The organism is Pantoea sp. 22096, from assembly GCF_052045955.1.
Lineage (GTDB): Bacteria > Pseudomonadota > Gammaproteobacteria > Enterobacterales > Enterobacteriaceae > Pantoea > Pantoea alfalfae.
The window spans coordinates 114,899-139,173 of the sequence record NZ_JBQEPW010000002.1 but is presented as its reverse complement, the minus strand read 5'-3'; the positions used below and the strand labels follow the sequence as shown (position 1 = coordinate 139,173).

Here is a 24,275-nt window from a genome sequence, read left to right as displayed (position 1 = left end):
AAATGACTAACGCGTACGTTGTTCAGTGATGCCGCCAAAATCATTAATGGCCGACCATGTCACTGCGCCTGAATCAGCGACGTTCCACTGACGATCTTCACCCGGGCCAATCATGCCAGGATCCTGAATGGCGTGATGATTAACGCTTATCGAATAAAAAGAGACAAAGTAAGGGGTTGGGTTATGTGCAATCAGCTGCCTGCCTTCATGGCGAAACGAGAGTTGTTGCCAGGCATCAGCCGGATTTCCCGCCAGGCCTTTGGGCCGATAAAAAAGTTTAAATTTCGATTTGATATTAACCTGCAGCTGGTTGCTTTTATCGCGTGGCGCAGGCGAAATAGATTTCACATTGAGCCAGAATACCGATTCACGATCTTTCGGCAGGGGCATTCCCAGATAATTAATCCTTAACAGATTCTCTTTTCCCGCATCGAGGCGGAAGAGTGGTGGCGTGACAATAAAAGGCACGCGGGCGTGATCATCTGAATTAAAATTCTCTATCCAGGATTCAATCAGGTAGGGGATAGTTTCATCCTGATTAGTGACAGAAAGCGCTGCCTCCTTTTTTCCTTCAACAAAAATAATACGCGTCCCTCCCATCACAACACCTGCATGAGCAGCCATGCTCAGCATACACGCAGAGAAAAGCGAAATAATTCTTATTACTTTAAACATAGTCATTTACGCCGTTGATATTCAGGAGGGAAGCAGGGTTGCCCCTGCTTTTAATCAGTTATAAACCATTACAAAATTTGAAACTGAGTTGGCGGGACCGACTGCAATTTCAGCACCATCACTTTTATAATCGGCAAAGAAATTCAGGTCGGCAGATCCCCCATCTGAAGACTTAACCACGTTGACCGCTTTGGAAATGGTACCGATAGCAATCGGTGTGCTGCGGTCAGCTTCGTAGAGTTTGATGCCCACGCCAGTTGCGCCACCGTCAGTCACTTTCAGCAGGGTATTGTCGCCGCTATCTTTATCGCCATCGAACAGCACGGCCACTTTAGTGACCGATGCCGGGCAGTCTTTGACTGAAATAGTGAAAGGGGTTTCGGTGGTTTCGCTGCGGCTTTCGAAATAAGATTTCGCCCACTTACCTAAATCAACGCTCTGATTTTTACTGGCAGTTGAAACGTCACAGGAAACATCGGTAATTTCACCGGTAAATTTCACTTCGCCACCTGCACCCTGAGTACCGGCGGCGGTTCCCGGATTAGGCACAATGGGTGATGGGCCGTCAGCTGCGGCTAATGCCGATCCGGAAATCATAAGGCCAGCCAGTGCCACTGGCAGAATACGTTTTCTGATATTCATCAAACCTGTCTCTTTTCAATACATGCAAAGCGGCTGGGATCAGCCACCTGATGGATAAATATGCATTTATAAAATGCGCCAACATAACAACCCGGTGTTTATTATGTTGGGACTATATTAGCGCTGTGCAGCTATATAAAAGATAAACAGGTCGTTTCGTTACATTCCCAAATAATCTATTAAACGCTTTTCATGTTCTGGATCAATTTCCGGTAATTTAAGAAAAGGATTAGTCAGCCGGTTAAACATCCCTTTTTAATAACACATTCACCTATACAGCCCTTTATATTTACTTTAATTATTTATAGGTTCCAGAATGGGAATATCTTTTTCGCCAGCAGCACATACGTGTCGCTCAACAATAGCCTGCAACAATTATTCATTACGATGAAATAGCAAGCCAGTGCAACTTAAAGCAGATCGTGATCCATCGGCGTGCGAAAAGCTTGCCGTGCGGCAACCATCAGTTGACTGGCTGTTACAGTGGTGGGGAGTCGAAGCAGAATTTTACTTGCCTGCCAGTAACAGAGCACCATGACCTCATCCTCCTCTTTTTCAGCCAGCTCATGCAGCCGGGCGCGCAGTGATAACACGTCAATACTCTGCTGATCATCCAGCATGTCAGAGATTGTCTTGTTAATAACGCGATGGAGAATTTTCCAGGTAAGATCGGTATGCAAAATTAACCTCTTCTAACGCTTATCGGCCCCAGGCAGACGATTAGCATACAGTTAACAGAACTGACTTTCTCATTCGGGCGAGCAAATTCTGCAGATAACTATAGCTGCGTTGCAGGGCCAGCAGTTGAGAATGCCAAAGCCGATAATTCTAACGATTAATGGCCCTTGCTGTCGCCTGTTACGCGCGTCTCAGCCGCTGATTGCTGTTTTTTGTAACAATTACGGCTGATTCTCAACTGGCTGATGCGATGAGGATTTGCCAGGGTAAGGACACTTTCCGTTCCGTTTATCTTAAAGGAGTTTTCGATGAGTCAGCATGCTGATGTCCTGATCTGGGGCCACGGTCCCGCAATCTTTGAAGTCTTTCTGGAACCCACCTGCCCTTTTTCGGTACGCGCGTTCAATAAATTTGACGCGTTACTGGCGCATGTGGGTGAAGAGAAGATGACCCTGAAGATTCGCCTGCAATCACAGCCGTGGCACCTCTATTCCGGCGTGATTGTGCGTTACATCCTTGCCGCCGCCAGCGAAAGTAAAGAGGCGGCAAAGAAGGTAATGCAGGCAGTCGCCGATCATCGTGAAGAGTTTGAGTTCACCGATCACTGTACCGGCCCGAATCGCGATGCAACGCCGAACCAGATTCTGGCCCGCCTCAGGGAGTACAGCGGCGTGGATGCCAGCGCCGCGTTTGATCAGCCCGATCTGCAGAACGCGATTAAATGGCACTGCAAATATGCCCGCCAGAATGGTATCCACGTTTCACCGACCTTTATGGTGAATGGTCTGGTGCAGCCCGACATCAGCAGCGGTGACGACATTGAACACTGGGCGAGCTTTCTGATGCGTTAGTTTTTGTGCGCGGCTGTGGCTGGCCGCGCCAGAGTATGCCTCTCCTTTGCGATCCAGCACACACCAAAACCCAATATCATGATAATTAAGCCTGTTTTCCCATGAGCAGGCCGGGTAAGCTGTAACGCGCTTAGCAGCATATAAACCGCTGCTGCTTTATCTTAACGGCGACACTGGCCTGCATTTATTCCGGTCAGGCGCTTCTTTCATTAAGGATTTGCGGATGTCGATGACGCTGGAACAACTGCAGGACAAATATCCGGGTGCATTCACAGATGCATTCGGTGATTCCCCGGAATTAGCTAACGAGCTGGCAACGCTGATTATTGCCGGAAAAAAGGTAGCCACCTGCGGTTCGTTACAGAGCTGGCAGGATCAGGAAGTCCTGCCACAGCCGGGCGGCTACACCATTGTTCTGAACGGCGAAAAACGGCCCGTCTGCGTGATCCGCACTACCGGACTGTTCCTGACGCGCTTTGATCGCGTGACGCCCGAGATGGCGATGCTGGAGGGCGAAGGCGATCTCAGCCTCGACCACTGGCGGCAGGAACATCAGCGCTACTTCGAACGTGAAGGCTATTTCCACAGCGAAATGGAGCTGATCTTCGAAACGTTCCAGCTGGTCGAGGTGATCTAAACCCGAACCTTACAGCGTATTTGCCGCCATCAACGCCAGACGCGTAACACCACGCGCGGCGAGGTTCTCAGCCGCCTGAGCTGCACGCATGCCACTGGCACACACCAGTACCACACGCTGATCGGATGGCGGCTGCCAGGCTGCTATCTGCTGCGGCAAAATCCGTAACACCCGTCCGGCCACACTGACCGGCGCTTCTTCGGGACTGCGCAGTTCCACAATGCAATCGTCCTCACTGAGCATCAGCTTATCGATAAACGGGATGCCCGGCACGTCGGGTTCAGGTGCATCATCAAAGCGAAATTGCCTGATGTGCCAGTCCACAAAGTCGCAGTGAATCATGCAGCCGAGCGGCGACGGCGTCAGTTTCAATAACACACTCAGCACCATCTGGGCCTGCATTGCACCCAGCGTCGCTACCGCAGGCCCCATCACGCCCGCCGTATTGCAGGTTCCCGACGCTATCGGCAGTTGAGGAAAGAGCGCACGATAGCCAGGCGCACCGCCGCAGAATCCGCCGACATAGCCTTTGCGACCTAGCACCGAGGCGCAGATCAGCGGCAGACCACGCGGAGAGCAGGCGTCGGAGAGTTGATAGGTGATGGCGAAGTTATCCGCCGCATCCACCACCAGATCGACCCCCTTCAGCGCCTGCGGCAGTTGGCTGGCGCTCAACATCTGGGGATGTACCTCAACGTGGCAGTCAGGATTACGCAGCGCCAGCTCGCGCTGAGCACAGATTGCTTTCGGCTGGCCCACATCCCCGACGCCAAACAGCGTCTGCCGGTGGAGGTTGTGCAGCTCGACCCGATCGCCATCGTAAAGACGAATAAATCCGATGCCCGCTCCGGCCAGCAATGGCAGCAGCGTCGCGCTAAGGCCGCCCGCACCCACCACCAGCACCCTTGCCCCGCTCAGGCGCTGTTGCCCCGCTTCACCAATCTCCGGCAGCATCGCCTGTCGCTGATAACGCGTCATCGCTGCTCCTTAACTGAACTGTGCCAGACCAAAAATGGGCGTAGAAGCTGACGCCATGTCGCGTTGCTCCATCAATCCTGCCTGAAACGCCTCGTACCCGCCGTGGATCGCGGCGGCAAAGGCACCCGCCATGCGCACCGGATCGCGTGCTTTCGCTACCGCCGTGTTAAGCAGCACGCCATCAAAACCCATCTCCATCGCCTGTGCCGCCTGGCCTGGCGCACCGATGCCCGCATCAATAATCAGCGGCACACCTTTAAACCACGCACGCATGGCGCGTAGTCCCTCTATATTGCGCAGCCCCTGGCCGGAACCAATCGGCGCGCCCCAGGGCATCAGCACTTCACAACCCGCTTCCAGCAGTTTCTCGCCAACGATCAGATCTTCGGTAGTGTAGGGAAAGACCTGAAAGCCATCAGCACAGAGGATTCGGGCCGCTTCAACCAACGCAAAGGGATCTGGCTGCAGCGTGTCGGCATGACCAATCACTTCCAGCTTAATCCAGGGCGTGTCGAACAGTTCACGCGCCATCTGCGCCGTCGTCACCGCCTCTTTCACCGTGTGGCAGCCTGCGGTATTCGGCAGAATCCGTTTATTGAGCTGCTGCAACAGCGTGCGAAACGCACCGCCTTCGCTGCCTTCACGACGCAGGCTGACGGTAATGATCTCCGCACCTGACGCGTCGATTGCCTGATGCAGAATATCGGGTGATGGATAGCCGGCGGTGCCGAGCAGAAAGCGTGATTGCGGGGCAAATTGATAGAACATGGTTAACCTCCCTGCATCGGTGACAGGATTTCCAGCTGGCTGCCCGGCTCAAGCTGCTGGCTGGCATAACGGCTGCGCGGCACAAACTCACCGTTCAGCGCAGTGGCGACGGTGCGCGGGTCAATCTGCTGCTCCGCCATAAGTTCCGCCAGCGTGATTGCGCTGGTTTCAATCATGCGTCCATTAAGTTGAACTCGCATGAGTCATCTCCTGAGTGAGTTGCAGCATGAGTTTTTCAGCCATGATCGGGGCCAGTAAAAAGCCGTGGCGGTACAGCCCGTTTAACGAGAAGCGGCCATTTTCATAGCGGACTTCCGGCAGGTTCTGACGGTAGGCGGGACGCAGACCGGTGCCACTCTCCACGATGCGCGCTTCAGCCAGCGCCGGATGCAGGCTGTAAGCCGCGCTCAGCAACTCCATCATCGCCCTGCCGCTGATCGGGCTGCTGTCGTGACTTTCGACCATGGTGGCTCCGAGCATGAAGTGGCCTCCGGCACGCGGCACCAGATAGCAGGGAAAGCGCGGATGCAGCAAACGGACCGGACGGGAGAGCTGAACATCATGCGTGCGCAGGATCAGCATTTCGCCCCGCACGGCGCGCAGAGCGGGCTGCTGATCAAGAGCGTGAATGCCGCGGCAGTCGATAATTTTGCCACCGGGTTTACCGCTGTGAAAGGGTACGCCAGCCTCCTGCAGTGTGGCGCGCAGTTGCTGCAGTGCGCCGCGCGGATCAAGATGCGCCTCTGCAGCAAAGAACAGGCCACGGGCAAAGCGATTTTCCAGCGCCGGTTCGATGTCACCGGGGGCGACCCACCGATGCTGCTGCGTCATGCTGGCGAAGCGCGTCAGTTCACGGCTGTCACGTGGTGGCGCAACCACCAGCGTGCCCTGCTGCTCAACGCCATCAACGCGTTGCGCCCACCAGCCCGCCGCATGCTGGCCCCATTCGATCACCTGCGGCGGCGCGCTTTCCGCTTCGCACCAGGGCGCAAGCATACCGCCCGCCCAGTGCGAGGCGGCACGACAGTCCGGCTGCGTAATAATTTCGACGGATTCTCCCCGCTCCCTGAGCAGTGTGGCGACGCACAGCCCGGCGACGCCGCTGCCGAGCACCGACCAGCGGCTCATGGTGTCCACCGGAGAGGAAGAAAGGGGTTCAGGATGAGATAGTTCACTTTGGCCTCGTTATCAGTTAACGAAGACCCGTGATACGGAGGGAAAAGGCAGAGACGTCGCGAACGCGCCCCTGCGGCAAGTATCGGATGCGATACCCGTCTTCCTACGCCAGTATCAACTGGGTCAGGTTCTAAGGGTCGCTAAGCCGCGCACTGCGCTATTAGCCTCTCAGTCTCTCTGGCGAGACTCCCCTGACGGCTTTAGTTGTAAGTTAAGCGGGCAGCTTCGTCAAGCCGCGTGCGTGAAGACGCGCCAGAAATTCGGAGGATATGTGCAGGCGTTTACTGTGAGTGCAAAGGCTATGCATTCGCATATGAGAAAAGAGAGATGTGTTAAACGGCAGGTGCTCTAAAGCGCCTGCAGCGATTGTGTCACCACGTCGGTTATTTCACGAATACGCAATTCAGCGCGGCGATAGTAGGTCCATTTCCCGACTTTGCTGGCTTCGACCAGTCCCGCATTGTGCAGGGCTTTCAGACATAACGAGGTAGCGGGCTGTGATAAGCCCGCCTTGTCCTGGATGAGGGTGGCACAGACGCCATACTGAGCGAAGGGATAGAGCTGCGAATAGCCCGCAAACGCTTCGTCAGGATTTTTAAGCCACTTCAGTACTGCCACTCTGGTCGGGTTGGACAGTAACTTCAGGGCATTTTCGGGGGACATGCCGCCTCACATAAGATCAGGATTGAAAAACAGGATAGTCAGTATAACCTTTCTCAGTGCCGCCATACAGGGAGGCGTTGTCGACCTCATTCAGCGGATAGCCCGATTTAATGCGCGCAGGCAAATCGGGATTCGCGATAAACGAGCGGCCAAAACCCGCCAGGTCGCCCCAGCCGTTATCCAGCATACGCTGTGCTTTTTCCGCCGTGTAGCGACCAGAATAGATGATCGGCGATCGGAATGCTTCCCTCAGCGCAACCCGGAAACACTCTGGCATATCCGGGCTATTATCCCAGTCCGCTTCGGCAATAGAGAGATAACCAACTTCCAGCTCATTCAGAAGCTGAGCGGCGCGGATGTAGGTTGCGTGGGGATCGCTTTCAACCAGGCCAAGATAGACGCGCTCTTCGTCGGTACTCGAAAACAGCGGCGCAAACCGCACGCCAACACGGTGGCTGCCAAATACCGAGCTGACCGCCTCAACCACTTCACGCAGAAAACGCAGACGATTCTCTGCTGAACCGCCATATTCATCCGTACGGAAGTTGGTGTGCTCCGAAATAAACTGGTTAATCAGATAACCGTTGGCGGAATGCAGTTCCACACCGTCAAAACCCGCCTCTTTTGCATTTTCCGCTGCGCGTCGGTAAAGCGCCACGATCTCTTTTACTTCCGCGTTGGTCAGTACCCGTGGTTCGCTGGGTGCGGTCAGTATCCCGGCACCAGGTCCGGTTTCAATAAATACCCGGACGTTATCAGCCGCGATGGCTGAAGGGGCAACCGGTGCCTGTTTACCGGGCTGAAGTTCATTGTGAGAGACGCGACCAACATGCCAGAGCTGACAGAAAATCGTTGCGCCTTCCTGATGTACCGCCTCTGTCACCTTTTTCCAGCCAGCGATCTGAGCGTCGCTGTGGATCCCCGGCGTCCATGCATAGCCCTGCCCGCGAGGTTCAATCTGGGTGCCTTCGGTGATCATCAGTCCCGCGCTGGCACGCTGGCGGTAATACTCCACCATCAACTCGCCGGGAATATTGCCCGGCTGTTCACTGCGACAACGCGTCAGCGGCGGCAATACAATGCGGTTACGAAGCGTGAGATCGCCTAGGTTCAGGGGGGTAAAAAGTGACGGCATAACAAAAGGTCCTCTGATGTGTAAGAGGCGCCATTATATTTACACATTTAAATTTGTAAATGTGTAATCAGTGCTTTTTGTTTTAGTCGGGTTTATCAGAGTGTCTCATCATACTAAACAGCCTCATCGTAGCAATCCTGCCGACGCGACGCTCAGGATGGCTTTATTGTCACGAAAGAGCCGCCAGCCGCAGGTTCATCACCTTTTAAGCTATGTATTTATCAGCGAACGCCTGCCACTGCTGGCGATAAACCTCCAGCTGTTTAAGTGCGTCATCGATTGAGGGTTGCGATTTGTTGCCCGGATTCGGTGTGGAACGAATCACATCAGCAAACGCACTGAAAATGGCGTTCATGTCACTGCCCGATTTTGTCGCTTCGAACATCCTGGCCCGTTCATTCTGTGGCCGCGCGGTGCCGCTCTTTACCTGGTTGAGATAATCACGCGCAGCCGCCACGATTTCGCGGGTGCCATATTGATGCGCAATATCCAGCCTCTGCTGAGCCCCCAGCAGCGTGCGCTCTTCGCGGAATGCCACTTTACCGTCGATCATCTCATCAACAATGCCCGTCGCCTGCTCCCACTTGTCCTCCGGAACATATTTCTCAATAAGTTTGTGCAGTTTCACCTGCGTTAACGTTATTGCCATCGCTTCAGAGGTATCGCTGTTATCGTACTGATTTTGTCCCACCTGACCTTCAGCGAGTACCTGATGAAGTGCGCCCGCAAACTCATCCATACTGGCCTGGGTGTTATCTGTCGTCATGTCCACCAGGGGCCGGAATGTCCTTGCATCCCAGTTAGTGTAGGGATCATTGAAAAGCGCATAGCCGAGGTTAAACGTGGGTCCCTGATTAGCGGATCGACTTGTCAGCAGACCTTTCAGATTTATATCCTGCTGTTCAGCTGAGACAGGATCAGCTACGACCTGCATCAGGCGGTCTCTTGCCGCCTGAGAGATGTTAACTACAGCGTCAGGAAGCGTTTTTCCGGTAATTGACTCGGTATTGACGCCTGAAGATGGTTTGATTGCACCGGAAGTAGCATAGCTATTTGCCACGCCGTCTGTAAGTCCATTGATTAACACCATAATGCCCTCTACGGTTTGATGAATTGAGTAATTAATCGGCAGGATGTAACAAACCTTTACCGTTAAAAATACAATCCGTAAGGCGGGTGACTTCTTTGAAAATCAGATCATCAGGTTCGCTTTGACATGACTTTGATTCATAATGCCTTCAGAAACCCTTATTTTCGCCTCCTGCAGGTCAACACATTCCATATAAGATTAAAACCTTGCGAAATGCATAGAAAAGCATCATGTCAGCAGGCCGTTATTCCTTTCAGACAAGGCAAATTCAAAGGACATATTATGAATAGTGCACTGACTTTAGAGGCGCTGGGACCACGCATTTGTATTATGGGTCCTTCAAACAGCGGTAAATCCACCTTAGCAGAGGCTATTTCCCGCAAAACGAATTTACCTGTTGTTCATCTTGATCAACTTCACCATCTTCCAGGTAGTCAATGGATTCCCAGAGCGCCGGAAGCATTTCGCCATTTGCATGCGGATGCAGTGAGTCAGGAAAAATGGGTGATGGAGGGAAATTATACAAAATGCATTGAGGAACGATTTGCTCATGCCACGGGATTGATTCTTCTGGATGTAAAAGTGACCGTGGCACTGCTGCGTTATATTCGCAGGTGTTATTCATCCACACCGCGAATAGGGGGTCTCGGCATCAGCAGAGAGTCCGTAAGCCTGGAGATGCTTAAATATATTGTTCGTACTGCCCCGCAGAATCGTAAGTACCATCAGACGCTTTACGATCAGGTCAGATTGCCAAAAGTTCTGCTTAATTCTCCGCACGAGATTAAAGCCTGTTCAGAATACTGGGGCTTACAGTTAAAAAAATAAGTAAACCCACACCGCTTCGATAAATCACCCATCTATAAGCTCGTCAGCAAGTCAGCGCGATAACCTGTTGGTTTACGCCATGACATTATCAGGGTTGCATCGCCTGCTGCCGCTCCGGCTCATCATCTGATCGTTCCTCGTAAGGAGTCAAAACGGATGACGCTCCGTCATCATTAGCCGTAATTAGTTACGGCTGAAGACCAGTTTCAATCCTGCCAGCGCAAAGCAACAGGCTAGCAGCGCATCCAGCCCGCGACGAATTCGACGGTAAAAAGCGCTCATTACAGCCGTCGAAAATAGCAAAGCATAACCACCGAATACAACCATGCAGATCGCCGCACAGCCGCAGATAATCATTGGTAACGTCGAGGTGACCGCTTGGGGTTTAAGGGCAAATGACATAATCGCCACCCAGGTCAGAATCGCTTTGGGGTTGCCGATATGCATCAGGATACCCTGACGGAACAGGCTGCCATAAGCGACCCGGGTATCGCTGGTTTTAAACTCTCCGGCTTCCGTACGGCGTAACGCAGATTTACCGGCTTTAAACGCCAGCCAGAGCAGATATAATCCGCCGCCAATTTTCAACGCAATCAGCAGTTGAGCAAAGGTTGTCAGTATGGTCAGCACACCGCAGGCTGCCAGCAGCGCCCAGATCATCGACCCACTCACGACACCCGCAGCCAGCGCCAGCGCGGCACCTCTGCCCTTTTTCATCGCTGTCCCCATTATCGCCATATTGCTCGGTCCGGGACTGGCCGTGGCAACAAAATAGGTTGTAAAGATCAGGATTAACTCGTGTGAAAGCGCCATATTTTTCTCTGCGATGCGGGATTATCAATATGTTATATCCGCTGGCAAAGAAATTTACTATTCATTAACACATTGCCGGTTTTTACGGAGGAGGCTTAATAAAAAGGGCAGGCATCAGGTACGGCAGCGATAAGCTGTATTCACTGAATGACAGGGGCGCGTTAACGGCTATACAGACCTTGTTTTCCGAAAAAGCGGGAGGAACATCGATCTGCCTGACATCCCTCGCGATTTGTGACCTAATTTCATAATGGTCACTTTAAGTCAATCAGGGTCAGCGACGTTAAGGGAACAGGATCTGCCGATACCCATCTGCGGCTGAATCATAGATCCACCTGGCTTGCCGCCCCAAAAATGCAAGGTGAACAGGAACCGTTTTCATTGCCCGCAGCCTCGGATATTCTCCTGCTCAGCTGCCACAACCTTTTGTTATGACTCCTTTACAGTGACATGCCTTAATTTGTTGATGATAAAAATCCAGCCATAAGTGACCATTGACTTAATTAGTCACAAGAATGAGAATGCGCAAACTATCCTGTTACCGCTTTAAGGGAACTTATGCTCAGGCTTAAATCCGCCACCCTTGCTGTTTACGTGTTGCCGCTGGCTTTGGTGGCCTGCGGTGAACCTTCCACCCGCGACGATCCCCGAACGCAGGCTCCTCTGGTGCGGACTGCAACCGTGGTAAGCGCGATAGATCGATCCCACGCCTTTACCGGCGTTGTGGTCGCCCGGATTCAAAGCGATCTCAGTTTCAGAGTACAAGGCAAAATCCTTGAACGTCTGGTGGATACCGGTCAGGCGGTCAAACGCGGTCAGCCGCTGATGCGTCTGGATCCGATTGACCTGACACTGCAGTCTCAGGCTCAGCAACAGGTTGTGGAGGCAGCGCGGGCACGGGCTAAGCAAGCCACACAGGATGAAGCGCGCTATCGAGGCCTTGTCACGACGGGTGCCGTATCGGCATCAGCCTACGACCAGATAAAGGCCGCTGCCGATACGGCCAGAGCCGATCTCAGAGCCGCACAGGCACAGGCCAGCGTCGCGCAGAATGCAACGGGTTATGCCGTGCTGCTGGCCGACGCCGATGGCGTTGTCGTAGATACGCTGGCAGAACCGGGTCAGGTGGTCAGTGCCGGACAGGCGGTTATCCGGCTCGCCAGAGCCGGACAGCGTGAGGCCATCGTACAGCTACCTGAGACGCTCAGGCCTGCGCCGGACAGTGATGCTCAGGCGACGCTTTACGGCTCCGGAGATAAACGGGTGCCCGCCAGGCTGCGCCTGCTATCAGATGCCGCTGATCCGGTGACGCGAACCTTTGAAGCGAGATATGTACTGGAAGGCGCGCTGGCTAATGCACCGCTGGGCTCGACCGTCACGCTTAACATCGCGGAAAACGCCAGCAAAGCTGCGGTAATGAACGTGCCCTTAGCCGCGCTCTACGATCCGGGTAAAGGGCCGGGCGTCTGGAGCATTTCAGGTCAGCCCGCAACCGTCTCATGGCGCCCGGTGCAGGTGATTAACCTTGGGGATGACAACGCCGGCGTTGTCGGAAAACTCAAGCCGGGTGAGCAGGTCGTTGCGCTTGGCGCGCATCTGCTCCATGAGGGTGAAAAAGTGCGCACGGCTTCGCACGGCAACGCGCACAGTGCGGGGAGTCATCCATGAGCAAGGGACGTTTCAATCTCTCGGCGCTGGCTGTACGTGAGCGATCGATTACCCTCTTCCTGATCATTCTGATTACTGTTGCCGGTATTCTGTCGTTCTTCGAACTTGGGCGAGCGGAAGACCCGCCTTTTACTGTCAAGCAGATGACCATTATCACAGCCTGGCCGGGTGCTACTGCCCGGGAGATGCAGGATCAGGTTGCTGAGCCGCTGGAGAAGCGTCTGCAGGAGCTTAAGTGGTACGACCGCAGTGAGACCTATACCCGTCCGGGTCTGGCGTTTACCATGCTGTCACTGCAGGACAGCACGCCGCCTTCACAGGTGCAGGAAGAGTTCTATCAGGCGCGCAAGAAAGTCCGTGATGAAGCCAGCAGCCTGCCCGCGGGTGTCATCGGACCGATGGTTAATGACGAGTTCTCTGATGTGACTTTTGCCTTATTTGCGCTTAAGGCCAGGGGGGAGCCGCAGCGTCTGCTGGCAAGGGATGCTGAATCGCTGCGCCAGCAGCTTCTGCATGTAGCCGGCGTAAAAAAGGTCAACATTATTGGTGAGCAGAGTGAGCGAATTTTTATCTCGTTCTCTCATGACAGGCTGGCCACGCTCGGCATTTCCCCCCAGGATATCTTTTCTGCCCTGAACAGTCAGAACGTGCTGACCCCGGCCGGTTCGATAGATGCCAGCGGCCCCCAAATCTTTATTCGTCTTGATGGCGCCTTCGACACACTGGAAAAAATCCGCCAGACGCCTGTCGTTGCCGGGGGCAGAACACTGCGCCTTTCAGACGTCGCGACGGTTGAGCGAGGCTATGAAGATCCGGCGACTTTTATCGTACGTAATCAGGGCGAGCAGGCGCTGTTGTTAGGCGTCGTTATGCGCGACGGCTGGAATGGCCTCGATCTCGGTAAGGCACTGGATGAGGAAACGGCCAGAATTAATGACGGCATGCCGTTGGGTATGACGCTGACGAAGGTCACCGATCAGGCCATCAACATCAGTTCAGCCGTAGACGAATTCATGATCAAGTTCTTTGTCGCCCTGCTGGTGGTCATGGTGGTCTGCTTTGTCAGTATGGGCTGGCGGGTTGGTGTGGTGGTCGCCGCAGCCGTGCCACTGACACTGGCTATCGTGTTTGTTGTGATGGAGGCTTCCGGCAAGAATTTTGATCGCATCACCCTGGGTTCGCTGATCCTTGCCCTGGGTTTGCTGGTCGATGACGCCATCATCGCGATTGAAATGATGGTGGTCAAAATGGAAGAAGGTTATGACCGCATCAAAGCCTCTGCCTATGCCTGGAGTCATACGGCGGCACCAATGCTGGCGGGTACGCTGGTTACCGCTGTGGGCTTTATGCCGAATGGTTTTGCACAATCTACCGCCGGCGAGTACACCAGCAATATGTTCTGGATTGTCGGCATCGCCCTGATCGCCTCGTGGATAGTGGCGGTGGTCTTTACGCCTTATCTTGGCGTGAAAATGCTGCCGGAGATCAAAACGGTGGCGGGAGGACATACCGCGATTTATAACACCCGCCATTACAACCGATTCCGTCATATTCTGGGCCGTGTCATCGCAGGCAAATGGCTGGTGGCCGGTTCGGTGGTTGCTCTATTTACGCTTGCCGTGCTCGGCATGGGGATTGTGAACGCACAATTTTTCCCCACCTCTGACCGCCCGGAAGTGCTGGCAGAAGTCCAGATGCCTTATGGAACGTCAATCGAGGAGACCAGCCAGGCGACTGCAAAAATCGAAGCCTGGCTGCATAAGCAGCCAGAGGCAAAAATCGTCACATCTTATATCGGACAAGGGTCACCGCGTTTTTATCTGGCCATGGCTCCCGAACTGCCCGACCCCTCGTTTGCGAAAATTGTTGTGCTGACGGACAGCCAGGAAGCGCGTGAAGCACTCAAGCACAGGTTACGCGAAGCGGCGGCTCATGGACTTGCAGCAGAGGCGCGCATCCGCGTGACACAACTGGTGTTTGGCCCCTACTCGCCCTATCCGGTGGCGTATCGCGTCATGGGGCCGGATCCCGACACGTTGCGCGCCATCGCAGCCGACGTAGAGGCAGTGCTACAGGCCAGTCCGCTAATGAGAACAGTTAATACGGATTGGGGGCCAAAGGTGCCGACGCTGCATTTCACGCTTAATCAGGATCGTCTGCAGGCCGTGGGACTGACATCGAATGCGGTGGCAGAGCAGCTTCAGTTCCTGCTTTCTGGCGTTCCGATTACCTCAGTACGTGAAGATATCCGCTCCGTACAGGTTATGGGACGTGCGGCGGGTAACATCCGGCTCGATCCGGCCAGAATAGCGGGCTTTACCTTAGTCGGTTCCTCAGGTCAGCGTATTCCACTCTCTCAGATAGGCGACGTTGATGTACGCATGGAAGATCCGATTCTGCGCCGCCGCGATCGCACCCCGACGCTGACGGTGCGCGGTGATATTGCTGAGCATCTGCAGCCGCCGGAGGTCTCAAAGCAGATGCTCAAAGCGTTACAGCCCATCATCGATTCACTGCCAGCGGGCTACCGCATTGAACAGGCAGGCTCGATTGAAGAATCTGGCAAAGCGACCAAAGCAATGGCACCGCTGTTCCCGATTATGATCGCCATGACGCTGCTGATTATCATTCTGCAGGTGCGTTCGATGTCGGCGATGGTGATGGTCTTTCTGACGTCGCCTCTGGGACTGATTGGTGTGGTGCCGACGCTACTTCTGTTTAACCAGCCGTTTGGCATCAATGCACTGGTTGGACTGATAGCGCTGTCGGGCATCCTGATGCGCAACACGCTAATCCTGATAGGGCAGATTCACCATAATGAGCATCAAGGACTCTCGCCTTTTGATGCGGTGGTAGAGGCAACGATACAGCGTGCGCGTCCGGTGCTGCTGACGGCAATGGCTGCCATTCTGGCCTTCATTCCGCTGACGCACTCCGTATTCTGGGGAACGCTGGCATATACCCTGATTGGCGGTACGTTAGGCGGCACCCTGATTACGCTGGTATTCCTGCCGGCGATGTACGCGATATGGTTCAGAATTCGTCCGGGTCAACTCCGCTCCGCTGACGCCCCCTGAGCTGAACGTAACCTGAAACGGGCGTGAACGCTGAACCCGACAGCCTGGCGGATTACGTTACAAAGGTTTCAGACCAGGGAATTTGATCGTGATGTAAGAGGAGTGGGATGAAGAGAATAATAAAAAGACGGATGGCGGGAAAGATAAAGCAACACTAAGGGCAGTTCAGTCCGGTTTTAAATCGCCTTTCAGGCCTCTGAAACCGGACTGCGTCTGCTCAGGAAAAGATTATTTTCCCAGAATTTCCCGGCGGACAATCTCGGCACCCGCACTCAACGCATGCAGTTTGCCATTGGCAACCTGGCGCGGCAGAGGAATCATGCCGCAGTTGGTTGAAGGATAGAGATTTTCAGCATCCACAAACTGCAGCGCTTTACGCAGCGTGCTTGCCACTGCTTCCGGCGTCTCAATTTCATGAGTCGCTACGTCGATAGCACCGACCATGACTTTTTTACCGCGAATCAGCTCAATCAGATCCATCGGAACGCGCGAGTTCTGGCACTCCAGTGAGACGATGTCGATAGCCGAACGCTGCAATTTTGGGAAGACCTCTTCATACTGGCGCCACTCTGTGCCCAGCGTTTTCTTCCAGTCGGTATTGGCTTTGATACCGTAGCCGTAGCAGATGTGAACGGCGGTTTCACACTTCAGACCGTCAATAGCACGCTCCAGTGCGGCAATACCCCAGTCATTCACTTCATCAAAGAAGACGTTAAAGGCTGGTTCGTCGAACTGAATAATATCAACGCCTGCGGCTTCTAACTCTTTCGCTTCCTGATTCAGGATTTTTGCGAATTCCCAGGCCAGCTTTTCACGACTTTTATAGTGATTGTCATAAAGGGTATCGATCATCGTCATCGGACCCGGCAACGCCCACTTAATAGGACGATCGGTCAGCTTGCGCAGGATTTTTGCATCTTCAACAAACACCGGCTTCTGACGTGAGACTTCACCCACTACGGTCGGCACGCTGGCGTCATAACGATTACGGATGCGGACCACTTCACGCTTCTCAAAATCCACGCCGCTGAGGTGTTCAATAAACGTCGTTACAAAGTGCTGACGGGTCTGCTCACCATCACTGACGATATCAATGCCGGCGCGAACCTGGTCGTCCAGACAGAGACGCAGTGCATCTCTTTTACCGTCAACTAACTCTTCATCCTGCAGTTTCCAGGGTGACCACAGCACCTCTGGCTGCGCAATCCAGGACGGTTTAGGCAGGCTGCCCGCAGTGGATGTGGGTAATAAAGTTTTCATAGCAGGTGACCTTTTGTTTTTAATTAATCAAAGAACGGATTCAGCAGACCATTGTGCGAGAAGTGTCTGATTAGGCTTGATGAAATGCGCCTCAGTAAACTTACCCTGCTCAACGGCCAGACGGCTGCGCTCTTCGCGATCGTAAACGATGCGGGTTAATGAATAATCCTGATGGTGCAGCGTTGGCTGATAGCACTGTCCGGCTGCAGAATTCGCGTTATAAATTTCCGGGCGATAGATCTTCTGAAAAGTTTCCATGGTGCTGATCGTGCTGATCAGCTCCAGATTGGTGTAATCGCTGAGCAGGTCACCGTGGAAGTAGAAGGCCAGCGGCGCAACACTGCCCTGCGGCATAAAGAAACGCACTTTCAGGCCCATTTTTCCAAAATAAAAATCAGTCAGCGAAGGCGCATCCTGCTGGTATTCGATGCCCAGCACCGGATGCACATTACCGGTACGCACATAGGTATTTTTGCTCGACACACTCAGACAGATGACCGGAGACTTATTGAAGTTTTCTTTATAGGCCGCTGAGTTGACGAAACTTTTAAAAATGTTGCCGTGCAGCTGGCCAAAATCATCCGGCAGACTGAATTCTGTCTGCCCTTTATTGTGCTCTGTCAGCACCACGCTGAAATCATAATCACGTACGTAGGATGAGAAGTTATTGCCGACAATCCCTTCGAAACGTTCACCGGTTTTGTGATCGACGATATGGGTCTTCAGAATCTCAATCGCCGGGAACGATTCGTCGTTGCTGCCAGGACGAAGATTCAGCTCAGCAGAAATAATCTCAAGTTCGACAGAGTAACGATCGCTTTTTGGGTTGTCCCAGTGCGCCAGCGCGTTAAACCGGTTGTCGATCATCGCCAGCGCGTTATGCAGGTTTTCCTGGCGTTTTTCACCACGCGCCAGATTAGCGAAGTTAGTCGTCGCCCGCGTATTTTTCGAAGGGTTATAGTTTTCGTCGAAACGAATGCGCTTAAGGGTAAAGGCTACGTTGTTCATCGCTATCGGGTATCCTGGTCGCTGATATGATTTGTTGCTTCAGGGTTATGCAACTTCGCTATCCCTTAACAAGCGTTCATATGACTCAAAGTTATTAACAATTCTTACTTTATGCCTCAACATCCGGTTGAAAAAAAGTGATTAAATTTCAACGAACATGAAGGAAATTCATGTTGAGGCGGGAAAGCGGGGAATTTTTCATGCGGCCAGCGTGCCTGAAAACATCTGGAGTGAAATCAGGACTTTTTAAGACGCTACGGAAATAAATAATTTTAATATAAATCAATAAATTATTATCACCCCACCACATCTGCGAGGCTTTTGACGGTTTCGTACTCAGACACGCCAGACATCTTTTTATTCACCTTAGCGGAAATCAATCGATTCCAGCCTGCAGAAAATTGCTGCTAAGGGCACGGCCCTGACAGGGGATCACCTGTGCCCTACACATTTGCTAAATCTTATAAAAATTATCGCATGTCACTTTATGCGCGCCTGATTTAACTGAGAGCCGGCTGGCCGCTTCTTTCATCAGTTTCCCTAGTCCGCTCTCACACTTCGCCTGCGTCAGACGTGACGATGGCCCGGTGAGTGCCAGCGCAGCGAGCAGCCTGTCATCTTCCCCAAACACCGGTACGGAAAATGCCGCAATGTGCGGATCGCGCATCCCGGAGGTAAACAGCGGAAGTTCAGGTACAGCATCAAACAGGGGTTCGTGCTTGCCCCAGTAGCGAAGCACCTGCCCGATGGCAGAGTTATCCAGCGGCAGAAAGGTGCCGGGCAGACGCGTTTCACGCAGTCCTTCAGAAGGCTCAGCTCTGAACAGACAGAGTCGCTGATCATTTTCAATCACATACCATGAGGCGCTTTCACCCGTCGCGGTCGCCAGAGCGTGAAGCTCAGGCTGAACAATGCTGGCCAGATGGAAAGATTGTTCATAGAGCTTGCCCAGATAGAGCAGCCTCGGCCCCAGGGTATAGACGCCATTGTCACGGCGAATCACATAATTCATGCGCTCAAGTGAGTTCATCAGGCGATAGACCGTCGTTTTGTGATAACCCGACAGCTGCGCCAGCGCGGTAAGCGTCAGCGACTCCTCGCCAGGTTTGAAACAATCCAGCAGCGCCAGCGCTTTTTCTACGGCAATTACGCCTTCATTCCCCATGGGTACGTCCTCCTGTATGCGACGGCAGGCAGTTTACCGCGCAATTTGTGATTCACATCGTATTTACATCACAAATGAGTGCTTAACACTGGTGCGATACGAATTAACATCGATATAGTAATTTTATATTGTACAACTAAGTTGTATCTGGTAAACCGAAAGAGGAATAATCTATGCCACATGCAGAGAATACCTTCATCAATCGCGACATTATCCGTGTCGCACCAGAGCTTGTTCAACAGGCGGCTCAGTTCCAGGCTGCGATACTGGCTGATGTCGCCGGTCGACGCGGGACGCTGCATGGTCGCGTCAAACCAGTCGCCTCCACGATGAAAGTCGCTGGTCCCGCTATCACCGTCGAGGTCCGGCCCGGCGATAATCTGGCGATCCATGCTGCACTGGCTATCGCCCAGCCGGGCGACGTAATTGTGGTTGATGGCAAAGGCGATATCAGCTGTGCATTAATCGGCGAGATTATGTCGGCCCAGGCTAAAGCCTCCGGCATTGCGGGGATTATCATTGATGGCGCGGTGCGTGACGCCGATGCACTGAGTACGAACGGCTTCCCGGTGTTTGCTGCAGGTCTGAATCCCTGTGGCCCGACCAAGTCTGTTGCGGGACGGGTCAACTATCCGGTTTCTGTCGCGGGCGCTGCCATTCAGCCCGGCGATCTGGTCATCGGAGATAGTGATGGCGTGGTGATTCTGCCGCGTGAAGAGATCCCTGCCCTGCTCGAGCTGGCGCAGAAAAAACTGGATTTCGAGACCGGGCGTATTGCCGCCATTCGTGATGGCGACCTTCGCGCGCCGTGGCTGGAGAAAGCCCTTCTTACCGCTGGCATGCTGGCGGATGGGGAGACGCTCTGATGACAACCCAACTTCCCGTCATTCTGGTCACGGCCAGCGATCTGGCTCCGCAGGCAGTCAGCCTGCTGAACGCGTTCAGCCTGGTTTATGCAGGCAAACAGCCGGACGAAGATACCCTGTTCAGACTCTGCCAGCAGCATAATCCGGTAGCGATAATTGTTCGTTACGGAAAAATTAATGCCCGCATCATGGATGCTGCGCCTGCCCTGCGCGTGATTTCCAAACACGGCAGCGGTATTGACGTTATCGATCAACAGGCAGCCGCGGCACGCGATATTCGTGTGCAGTCTGCGCCGGGTGCCAACGCAGCCGCTGTAGCCGAGCATACCTGGGCGATGATTTTGGCCTGCGCCAAATCCGTGATAACGCTGGATCAGCGCATGCGTCATGGGCACTGGGACAAATCCACGCATAAATCTGTGGAGCTGGAAGGCAGAACCCTGGGTCTGGTCGGGCTTGGTGCAATTGGCGGTCGCGTTGCCCGCATTGGGCGGGCGTTTGGTATGAAGGTGCTCGCCTATGATCCTTTTGCAAAAACCTTTCCTGATGAGTGTGAGTCCGCCTCACTTGACGACCTGCTGCAACAGGCAGACATCATTTCGCTGCACTGCCCGCTGACCGGACAGACACGCCAGATGATTAATGCAGAGAAACTGGCGTTGTTTAAAAAAGGCGCCATTCTGGTAAACACGGCACGCGGCGGTCTTATTGATGATGACGCGCTTTTAGCTGCACTGAACAATGGCACCGTCGCCTGGGCCGCACTGGATAGTTTCCCCACTGAACCTCTGACGGCACCGCATATCTGGCAGCATGTTGAGAATGTGATTCTGTCGCCCCACATTGGCGGCGTCAGTGACAACTCCTACGTGAAGATGGGTACGGTGGCGGCCAGTAATATTCTGAACGTTCTGGAATCTCTGAAAAATGAAAGCGCGGTGTCCTGAGCCATCTCTGTAGCCGACTAAACAGGCTTTATCGCTATGTAGTCGGCATTTTTACAGATTTGAGTCTCTGCAATCACTAAAAGCGTTAAGAAGCTATCATTGATGCCAGGGGGTTATAAATAATGCGTGTCTGCTTTTAGCGAACAGCTGAAGTCAGACTGATAACAAATCAGAATTGACTCCACCACCCTGGTATACGATCGGGAGTTCATTTACACATTTTCCAGACTCATAAATCCTGATATAACCCGTTGACGTCAACTTCGCGGACTTTTTCCGAATGAGGGATTAAGTCGTCGAGCTGCTTGTAGCGCTCACTCAAGCGTATGAAGTCAATCACGTCACAAATTCCTTTTTAATGAGGTCTGCAGGCTGAGAGTTTGAACCATTAAGCATCCCCTGACTTTATGGCACGTGACAGTTTTAACGAAAATGCCTGTTGAAGTTGATGCTTAGCTATTAGATTCGATCCTGCCGCGAGCCATTCGCTCAGGGCAGGATAACCTCAGTACGGGTCCCTGTCGGCAATAACGATGAGAGGATGCCACATCCAGATGAAAAAAAAAAAACCGCCTCATGACAGATAACTTTCAGAGCCTGAATTTATTTTCCACGCGACGAGCCATGGCCTTTAAGCTTGATATTAAGTTACGCTTAATTTAGCTGGTGAGCCAAAGCAATATGAGTTTGATGGAAACGTCGAAAGCCGCATTAAGGATGAATACCTGAAAGAAAAGGGGTTCAGAGATATTCTTCATGTGCGGAAAATAATGAATAACTGTCAGCAGACTAATAATGCCTGCATAGTCAGGTGATCTCAGCATCACCATAAGCGCTCTTAAAATATGGAAAATTATATAAATTGAAAATAAGAAGTTAAAAAAACGATATTATTAACTCATCACTACTTATGATAACGCTGGCAGGCTAACCACTGAAGTGCTTTCAGACAGACTCACTGCAGTAGCTATCAAATGAAGAGCAATGTTGCTAGCTTAATGCGTATTTTTACATCCATTACTTGACTGGAGTAACTGAACAGGAAATTTTGCCCCTTAAAACACTAAGGGGCAATAAATTAATGATGGTTATTTGACTTATTTCGTATTCTGGTATTTTTATTATTTGAATGCTTTTTGCACTCTGTACGCAAGACTTTAAAAATCACATAATCTTGCGTGGTTTTCCCTGGTGTTGCATTGGTCTTTGACCGCCTGACCGCTATGCATTGAAAGTGCTAAGCAGTCAGGCACATTTTTATTATAAGACCTGTACGATATAATAAAAGCTGTCCTTAAGGGCAGGGGTGATAGTTTCATCATGTGATTATTTAGGGGGAGTTAATGAGTTCTGCTATTGATTTTTTTTTGCGTGATTATGATGAATTGTCGGTTGAACAAGCGAATGAGTTATACCGGCTGAGAAGAAAAACATTTCGGGATCGGCTCGACTGGGAGGTCGAATGCATTGACGGTATGGAAAAGGACCTTTTCGATAACAAAAACACAACTTACTTACTGGGTATGCACGCCGGTAAATTGCTATGCGGCGCACGATTCATAGACTCGACGCAGCCGACGATGATGAGCGAAATTTTCCATAAATACTTCTCAGGTGTATGTAGTCTCCCTACAGATATTCCCTGCTGTGAAATTACTCGCCTGTTTTTAGACAAAGAAAGACGTGATGCTGCAAAACTGGATGGTTTACCCGCCAGTAAAGCATTATTTCTTGCAATGATTATTTTTTGCATGAAGAAGAAATATTCAGGGATGTACGCAGTGGTCAGTCGCGGCATGTATACCATATTTCGCCACGCCAACTGGAAAACAGAGGTCATTCAAAAAGGGATTTCTGAAAAAGGAGAAGTTATCTACTATATTTTTATGCCTGCTAACAGTAGCGTCATTGAGGATATCATCATTAAGGACAAACACTCTGAATGGCTTCGTGAGAAGCTACAGCACTTACGCCATCTTTAAATAAGTATCTGGCTCAGTTTTCCAGTAAGCGGAGTTCTGCGCCAAGTTTTATAGCGTGTCTTGCGTTATTAACACCGAGTTTTTTCATTACATTACCCATGTGGAATTTTACCGTGCGCTCTGCAATGGATAAAATAATAGCAATCTCAGCATATGTTTTCCCGTCACTGACCCACTTAAGAATCTGTCGCTCTCGCGGTGATAAAAAGGCATTTTTTTTCTGCTGATGTTGACTATATAGATTGAGCGTCTTCTGGTGCAGATGAATAAGGAAACTCATGAATTTTGACCGATGTTTATCAATGTCAAACTCGAAATCCTTCTTCCCAATAACAGATAATACAACCAGGTTATTCAGGTAGTCATGCAGAGGAAATGTCTGCCCCCGATATATGTTATATTGAAAACTTTCGTTGAAAATCCTGGTGAGATTGTAACCTTCTGACAAAATAACTTCATTCTCCCAAAAGTAGTCTTCAACGCAGCGCAAGCCGCGGATAATGACGGGATCGATAAACTGATATTTTCTTTCAAGGTAAACATCAAACCACGCCGGATTGTTATTGATAATCTGCATCTGCGAAGGGTCTTTTTTATTCATAATAGCGTATGCATAGATAATACCCGGGTATTCCTCGAAGAACGCATCCAGTTCCTCCTGGATCAACGAATTTATCCTTTGGTCGTTATAGTATGTATCCTTCACGTCAGCTGTTACCTTCAGGTTGAGTGGTTTAGAAGTATAATCTGGTTCATGAACTGCTGTGAATCGTATTTTCACTCAACTCACATATCCGAAGGACAACATCATACAGTAATATCCCACTCATTTCTGCCTTAAGAAAGCGAGGACAGGAGTGGCTCATGAGATTGTTGATGGGTATCGGAACGTTGACATAACACCATGATCAACAGGAATAGCCGAATAGTTTTTGACGGTTATAGGTAATGCATGCCTGTCTGAAGCGACAACAGCAACGTTTCCTTGCAAATCCTTAGTAAGGAAAGGCTGGAGGATCGTGCAGGGGTATGGATCTGTCTTCAACGGGCGGGGAATTGTGATCATGAATTTTCATCAGGTATTGACGCCTGACAAGCTTCTTTTAAGCGAAGTGCTTCTTAGATTGCATCCTGTTTTTCTGATCCTAAACTCTTGCTAAATTTCTCTTAGCGAATACTTCCCTGCTTGCTTTATGTCACCCGCATTTTAAAAATTACCTCATGGAATATATGTACTTCCTGATGGTTGTAATATGAATGTTTCAGCCCACCGGGGGTTTTCTCTTCACTCCTGCTCTGATGCAGGCTTTGAGCCATCGCTTTTAGAGGGTGCGAGGCTTTAAACCCACTTGTATGATGAGGTAATAG

At 51.8% G+C, this 24,275-nt stretch carries 23 protein-coding genes and 1 riboswitch; of the genes, 8 read left to right on the top strand and 15 right to left on the bottom strand.

What is annotated here, in order from left to right; all coding sequences use genetic code 11:
- Window positions 1-6: 6 nt before the first annotated feature.
- The 3 genes from ACTJKZ_RS10930 to ACTJKZ_RS10920 all read right to left on the bottom strand — a co-directional run bounded on the left by ACTJKZ_RS10930 (window position 7) and on the right by ACTJKZ_RS10920 (window position 1,997).
- Window positions 7-675: a fimbrial biogenesis chaperone gene (locus ACTJKZ_RS10930; RefSeq protein ID WP_253417752.1), complete on the bottom strand. Its 669-nt coding sequence runs from the start codon at window positions 673-675 to the stop codon at window positions 7-9.
- Window positions 676-729: 54 nt separating this feature from the next.
- Window positions 730-1,317, bottom strand: coding sequence for a fimbrial protein (locus ACTJKZ_RS10925; RefSeq protein WP_253417754.1), 588 nt, complete (start codon window positions 1,315-1,317; stop codon window positions 730-732).
- A gap of 410 nt (window positions 1,318-1,727) precedes the next feature.
- The gene (locus ACTJKZ_RS10920; protein WP_161736151.1) at window positions 1,728-1,997 is read right to left on the bottom strand and encodes a hypothetical protein; all 270 of its coding nucleotides are present in this window, start codon (window positions 1,995-1,997) and stop codon (window positions 1,728-1,730) included.
- Between the two features lie 306 nt (window positions 1,998-2,303).
- On the opposite strand from ACTJKZ_RS10920, the gene ACTJKZ_RS10915 reads away from it, so the two are divergent.
- Together ACTJKZ_RS10915 and ACTJKZ_RS10910 are read left to right on the top strand one after the other, a co-directional pair.
- Entirely contained in the window at window positions 2,304-2,846 is a 543-nt protein-coding gene (locus ACTJKZ_RS10915) for a DsbA family protein (protein ID WP_222925569.1), read from the top strand.
- Between the two features lie 223 nt (window positions 2,847-3,069).
- Window positions 3,070-3,483: an ASCH domain-containing protein gene (locus ACTJKZ_RS10910; RefSeq protein ID WP_161736149.1), complete on the top strand. Its 414-nt coding sequence runs from the start codon at window positions 3,070-3,072 to the stop codon at window positions 3,481-3,483.
- A gap of 9 nt (window positions 3,484-3,492) precedes the next feature.
- Here ACTJKZ_RS10910 and ACTJKZ_RS10905 read toward each other — a convergent pair whose 3' ends face one another.
- From ACTJKZ_RS10905 to ACTJKZ_RS10875, 7 genes are all read right to left on the bottom strand, one after another.
- Complete coding sequence (locus ACTJKZ_RS10905) at window positions 3,493-4,461, bottom strand: HesA/MoeB/ThiF family protein (RefSeq protein WP_440829572.1); 969 nt, start codon at window positions 4,459-4,461, stop codon at window positions 3,493-3,495.
- A 9-nt stretch (window positions 4,462-4,470) separates the two neighbouring features.
- Window positions 4,471-5,229 carry a thiazole synthase gene (locus tag ACTJKZ_RS10900; RefSeq protein WP_222925567.1) on the bottom strand — a complete coding sequence of 253 codons (759 nt, stop codon included), beginning with the start codon at window positions 5,227-5,229 and terminating at the stop codon, window positions 4,471-4,473.
- A 2-nt stretch (window positions 5,230-5,231) separates the two neighbouring features.
- Window positions 5,232-5,429 carry a sulfur carrier protein ThiS gene (gene thiS / locus ACTJKZ_RS10895; protein WP_161736146.1) on the bottom strand — a complete coding sequence of 66 codons (198 nt, stop codon included), beginning with the start codon at window positions 5,427-5,429 and terminating at the stop codon, window positions 5,232-5,234.
- Window positions 5,413-6,357 carry an FAD-dependent oxidoreductase gene (locus tag ACTJKZ_RS10890; protein WP_440829571.1) on the bottom strand — a complete coding sequence of 315 codons (945 nt, stop codon included), beginning with the start codon at window positions 6,355-6,357 and terminating at the stop codon, window positions 5,413-5,415. Before ACTJKZ_RS10890 ends, thiS begins: the two co-directional genes overlap by 17 nt.
- A 131-nt stretch (window positions 6,358-6,488) precedes the next feature.
- Window positions 6,489-6,608: riboswitch (TPP riboswitch) on the bottom strand.
- 145 nt (window positions 6,609-6,753) lie between these two features.
- Entirely contained in the window at window positions 6,754-7,068 is a 315-nt protein-coding gene (locus tag ACTJKZ_RS10885; protein ID WP_161736144.1) for an ArsR/SmtB family transcription factor, read from the bottom strand.
- A gap of 16 nt (window positions 7,069-7,084) precedes the next feature.
- Window positions 7,085-8,203: an alkene reductase gene (locus tag ACTJKZ_RS10880; protein ID WP_440829570.1), complete on the bottom strand. Its 1,119-nt coding sequence runs from the start codon at window positions 8,201-8,203 to the stop codon at window positions 7,085-7,087.
- A gap of 205 nt (window positions 8,204-8,408) precedes the next feature.
- Window positions 8,409-9,137 carry a hypothetical protein gene (locus tag ACTJKZ_RS10875; RefSeq protein ID WP_440829569.1) on the bottom strand — a complete coding sequence of 243 codons (729 nt, stop codon included), beginning with the start codon at window positions 9,135-9,137 and terminating at the stop codon, window positions 8,409-8,411.
- Between the two features lie 438 nt (window positions 9,138-9,575).
- On the opposite strand from ACTJKZ_RS10875, the gene ACTJKZ_RS10870 reads away from it, so the two are divergent.
- The gene (locus ACTJKZ_RS10870; protein WP_253417763.1) at window positions 9,576-10,121 is read left to right on the top strand and encodes an AAA family ATPase; all 546 of its coding nucleotides are present in this window, start codon (window positions 9,576-9,578) and stop codon (window positions 10,119-10,121) included.
- 183 nt (window positions 10,122-10,304) lie between these two features.
- Here ACTJKZ_RS10870 and ACTJKZ_RS10865 read toward each other — a convergent pair whose 3' ends face one another.
- Window positions 10,305-10,934 (bottom strand): LysE family translocator, encoded by a 630-nt coding sequence (locus ACTJKZ_RS10865; RefSeq protein WP_161736141.1) that lies wholly within the window; start codon window positions 10,932-10,934, stop codon window positions 10,305-10,307.
- 558 nt (window positions 10,935-11,492) lie between these two features.
- Here ACTJKZ_RS10865 and ACTJKZ_RS10860 point away from each other — a divergent pair.
- Window positions 11,493-12,602: an efflux RND transporter periplasmic adaptor subunit gene (locus tag ACTJKZ_RS10860; RefSeq protein ID WP_253417765.1), complete on the top strand. Its 1,110-nt coding sequence runs from the start codon at window positions 11,493-11,495 to the stop codon at window positions 12,600-12,602.
- A complete protein-coding gene (locus tag ACTJKZ_RS10855) occupies window positions 12,599-15,679 on the top strand; it encodes an efflux RND transporter permease subunit (protein ID WP_440829568.1) in 3,081 nt (1,026 codons plus the stop codon). Before ACTJKZ_RS10860 ends, ACTJKZ_RS10855 begins: the two co-directional genes overlap by 4 nt.
- A gap of 228 nt (window positions 15,680-15,907) precedes the next feature.
- Here the strand turns inward: ACTJKZ_RS10855 and ACTJKZ_RS10850 are convergent, their stop codons facing one another.
- The 3 genes from ACTJKZ_RS10850 to ACTJKZ_RS10840 all read right to left on the bottom strand — a co-directional run bounded on the left by ACTJKZ_RS10850 (window position 15,908) and on the right by ACTJKZ_RS10840 (window position 19,112).
- Window positions 15,908-16,939: a methionine synthase gene (locus tag ACTJKZ_RS10850; protein ID WP_161736138.1), complete on the bottom strand. Its 1,032-nt coding sequence runs from the start codon at window positions 16,937-16,939 to the stop codon at window positions 15,908-15,910.
- A gap of 27 nt (window positions 16,940-16,966) precedes the next feature.
- Entirely contained in the window at window positions 16,967-17,947 is a 981-nt protein-coding gene (locus tag ACTJKZ_RS10845) for a DUF1852 domain-containing protein (RefSeq protein WP_222925560.1), read from the bottom strand.
- A 454-nt stretch (window positions 17,948-18,401) separates the two neighbouring features.
- A complete protein-coding gene (locus ACTJKZ_RS10840) occupies window positions 18,402-19,112 on the bottom strand; it encodes an IclR family transcriptional regulator (RefSeq protein ID WP_161736136.1) in 711 nt (236 codons plus the stop codon).
- A 173-nt stretch (window positions 19,113-19,285) separates the two neighbouring features.
- Between ACTJKZ_RS10840 and ACTJKZ_RS10835 the strand changes: the two genes are divergently transcribed.
- The 3 genes from ACTJKZ_RS10835 (at window position 19,286) to ACTJKZ_RS10825 (ending at window position 22,907) form a co-directional block, all read left to right on the top strand.
- On the top strand, window positions 19,286-19,978 hold the full coding sequence (locus tag ACTJKZ_RS10835) for an RraA family protein (RefSeq protein ID WP_222925559.1): 693 nt from the start codon (window positions 19,286-19,288) through the stop codon (window positions 19,976-19,978).
- A complete protein-coding gene (locus tag ACTJKZ_RS10830; RefSeq protein WP_161736134.1) occupies window positions 19,978-20,925 on the top strand; it encodes a hydroxyacid dehydrogenase in 948 nt (315 codons plus the stop codon). The genes ACTJKZ_RS10835 and ACTJKZ_RS10830 overlap by 1 nt, the downstream gene beginning before the upstream one ends.
- A 1,343-nt stretch (window positions 20,926-22,268) precedes the next feature.
- The gene (locus ACTJKZ_RS10825) at window positions 22,269-22,907 is read left to right on the top strand and encodes an acyl-homoserine-lactone synthase (protein ID WP_440829567.1); all 639 of its coding nucleotides are present in this window, start codon (window positions 22,269-22,271) and stop codon (window positions 22,905-22,907) included.
- A 13-nt stretch (window positions 22,908-22,920) separates the two neighbouring features.
- Here the strand turns inward: ACTJKZ_RS10825 and ACTJKZ_RS10820 are convergent, their stop codons facing one another.
- The gene (locus ACTJKZ_RS10820) at window positions 22,921-23,574 is read right to left on the bottom strand and encodes a LuxR C-terminal-related transcriptional regulator (RefSeq protein WP_440829566.1); all 654 of its coding nucleotides are present in this window, start codon (window positions 23,572-23,574) and stop codon (window positions 22,921-22,923) included.
- Window positions 23,575-24,275 lie beyond the last annotated feature (701 nt).

Bases quoted from the DNA above. Each gene is read 5' to 3' on its own strand.
- ACTJKZ_RS10930 (WP_253417752.1), bottom strand. From the start codon at position 675: ATGTTTAAAGTAATAAGAATTATTTCGCTTTTCTCTGCGTGTATGCTG.
- ACTJKZ_RS10925 (WP_253417754.1), bottom strand. From the start codon at position 1,317: ATGAATATCAGAAAACGTATTCTGCCAGTGGCACTGGCTGGCCTTATG.
- ACTJKZ_RS10915 (WP_222925569.1), top strand. From the start codon at position 2,304: ATGAGTCAGCATGCTGATGTCCTGATCTGGGGCCACGGTCCCGCAATC.
- ACTJKZ_RS10910 (WP_161736149.1), top strand. From the start codon at position 3,070: ATGTCGATGACGCTGGAACAACTGCAGGACAAATATCCGGGTGCATTC.
- ACTJKZ_RS10905 (WP_440829572.1), bottom strand. From the start codon at position 4,461: ATGACGCGTTATCAGCGACAGGCGATGCTGCCGGAGATTGGTGAAGCG.
- ACTJKZ_RS10900 (WP_222925567.1), bottom strand. From the start codon at position 5,229: ATGTTCTATCAATTTGCCCCGCAATCACGCTTTCTGCTCGGCACCGCC.
- thiS (WP_161736146.1), bottom strand. From the start codon at position 5,429: ATGCGAGTTCAACTTAATGGACGCATGATTGAAACCAGCGCAATCACG.
- ACTJKZ_RS10890 (WP_440829571.1), bottom strand. From the start codon at position 6,357: ATGAGCCGCTGGTCGGTGCTCGGCAGCGGCGTCGCCGGGCTGTGCGTC.
- ACTJKZ_RS10885 (WP_161736144.1), bottom strand. From the start codon at position 7,068: ATGTCCCCCGAAAATGCCCTGAAGTTACTGTCCAACCCGACCAGAGTG.
- ACTJKZ_RS10880 (WP_440829570.1), bottom strand. From the start codon at position 8,203: ATGCCGTCACTTTTTACCCCCCTGAACCTAGGCGATCTCACGCTTCGT.
- ACTJKZ_RS10875 (WP_440829569.1), bottom strand. From the start codon at position 9,137: ATGCAGGTCGTAGCTGATCCTGTCTCAGCTGAACAGCAGGATATAAAT.
- ACTJKZ_RS10870 (WP_253417763.1), top strand. From the start codon at position 9,576: ATGAATAGTGCACTGACTTTAGAGGCGCTGGGACCACGCATTTGTATT.
- ACTJKZ_RS10865 (WP_161736141.1), bottom strand. From the start codon at position 10,934: ATGGCGCTTTCACACGAGTTAATCCTGATCTTTACAACCTATTTTGTT.
- ACTJKZ_RS10860 (WP_253417765.1), top strand. From the start codon at position 11,493: ATGCTCAGGCTTAAATCCGCCACCCTTGCTGTTTACGTGTTGCCGCTG.
- ACTJKZ_RS10855 (WP_440829568.1), top strand. From the start codon at position 12,599: ATGAGCAAGGGACGTTTCAATCTCTCGGCGCTGGCTGTACGTGAGCGA.
- ACTJKZ_RS10850 (WP_161736138.1), bottom strand. From the start codon at position 16,939: ATGAAAACTTTATTACCCACATCCACTGCGGGCAGCCTGCCTAAACCG.
- ACTJKZ_RS10845 (WP_222925560.1), bottom strand. From the start codon at position 17,947: ATGAACAACGTAGCCTTTACCCTTAAGCGCATTCGTTTCGACGAAAAC.
- ACTJKZ_RS10840 (WP_161736136.1), bottom strand. From the start codon at position 19,112: ATGGGGAATGAAGGCGTAATTGCCGTAGAAAAAGCGCTGGCGCTGCTG.
- ACTJKZ_RS10835 (WP_222925559.1), top strand. From the start codon at position 19,286: ATGCCACATGCAGAGAATACCTTCATCAATCGCGACATTATCCGTGTC.
- ACTJKZ_RS10830 (WP_161736134.1), top strand. From the start codon at position 19,978: ATGACAACCCAACTTCCCGTCATTCTGGTCACGGCCAGCGATCTGGCT.
- ACTJKZ_RS10825 (WP_440829567.1), top strand. From the start codon at position 22,269: ATGAGTTCTGCTATTGATTTTTTTTTGCGTGATTATGATGAATTGTCG.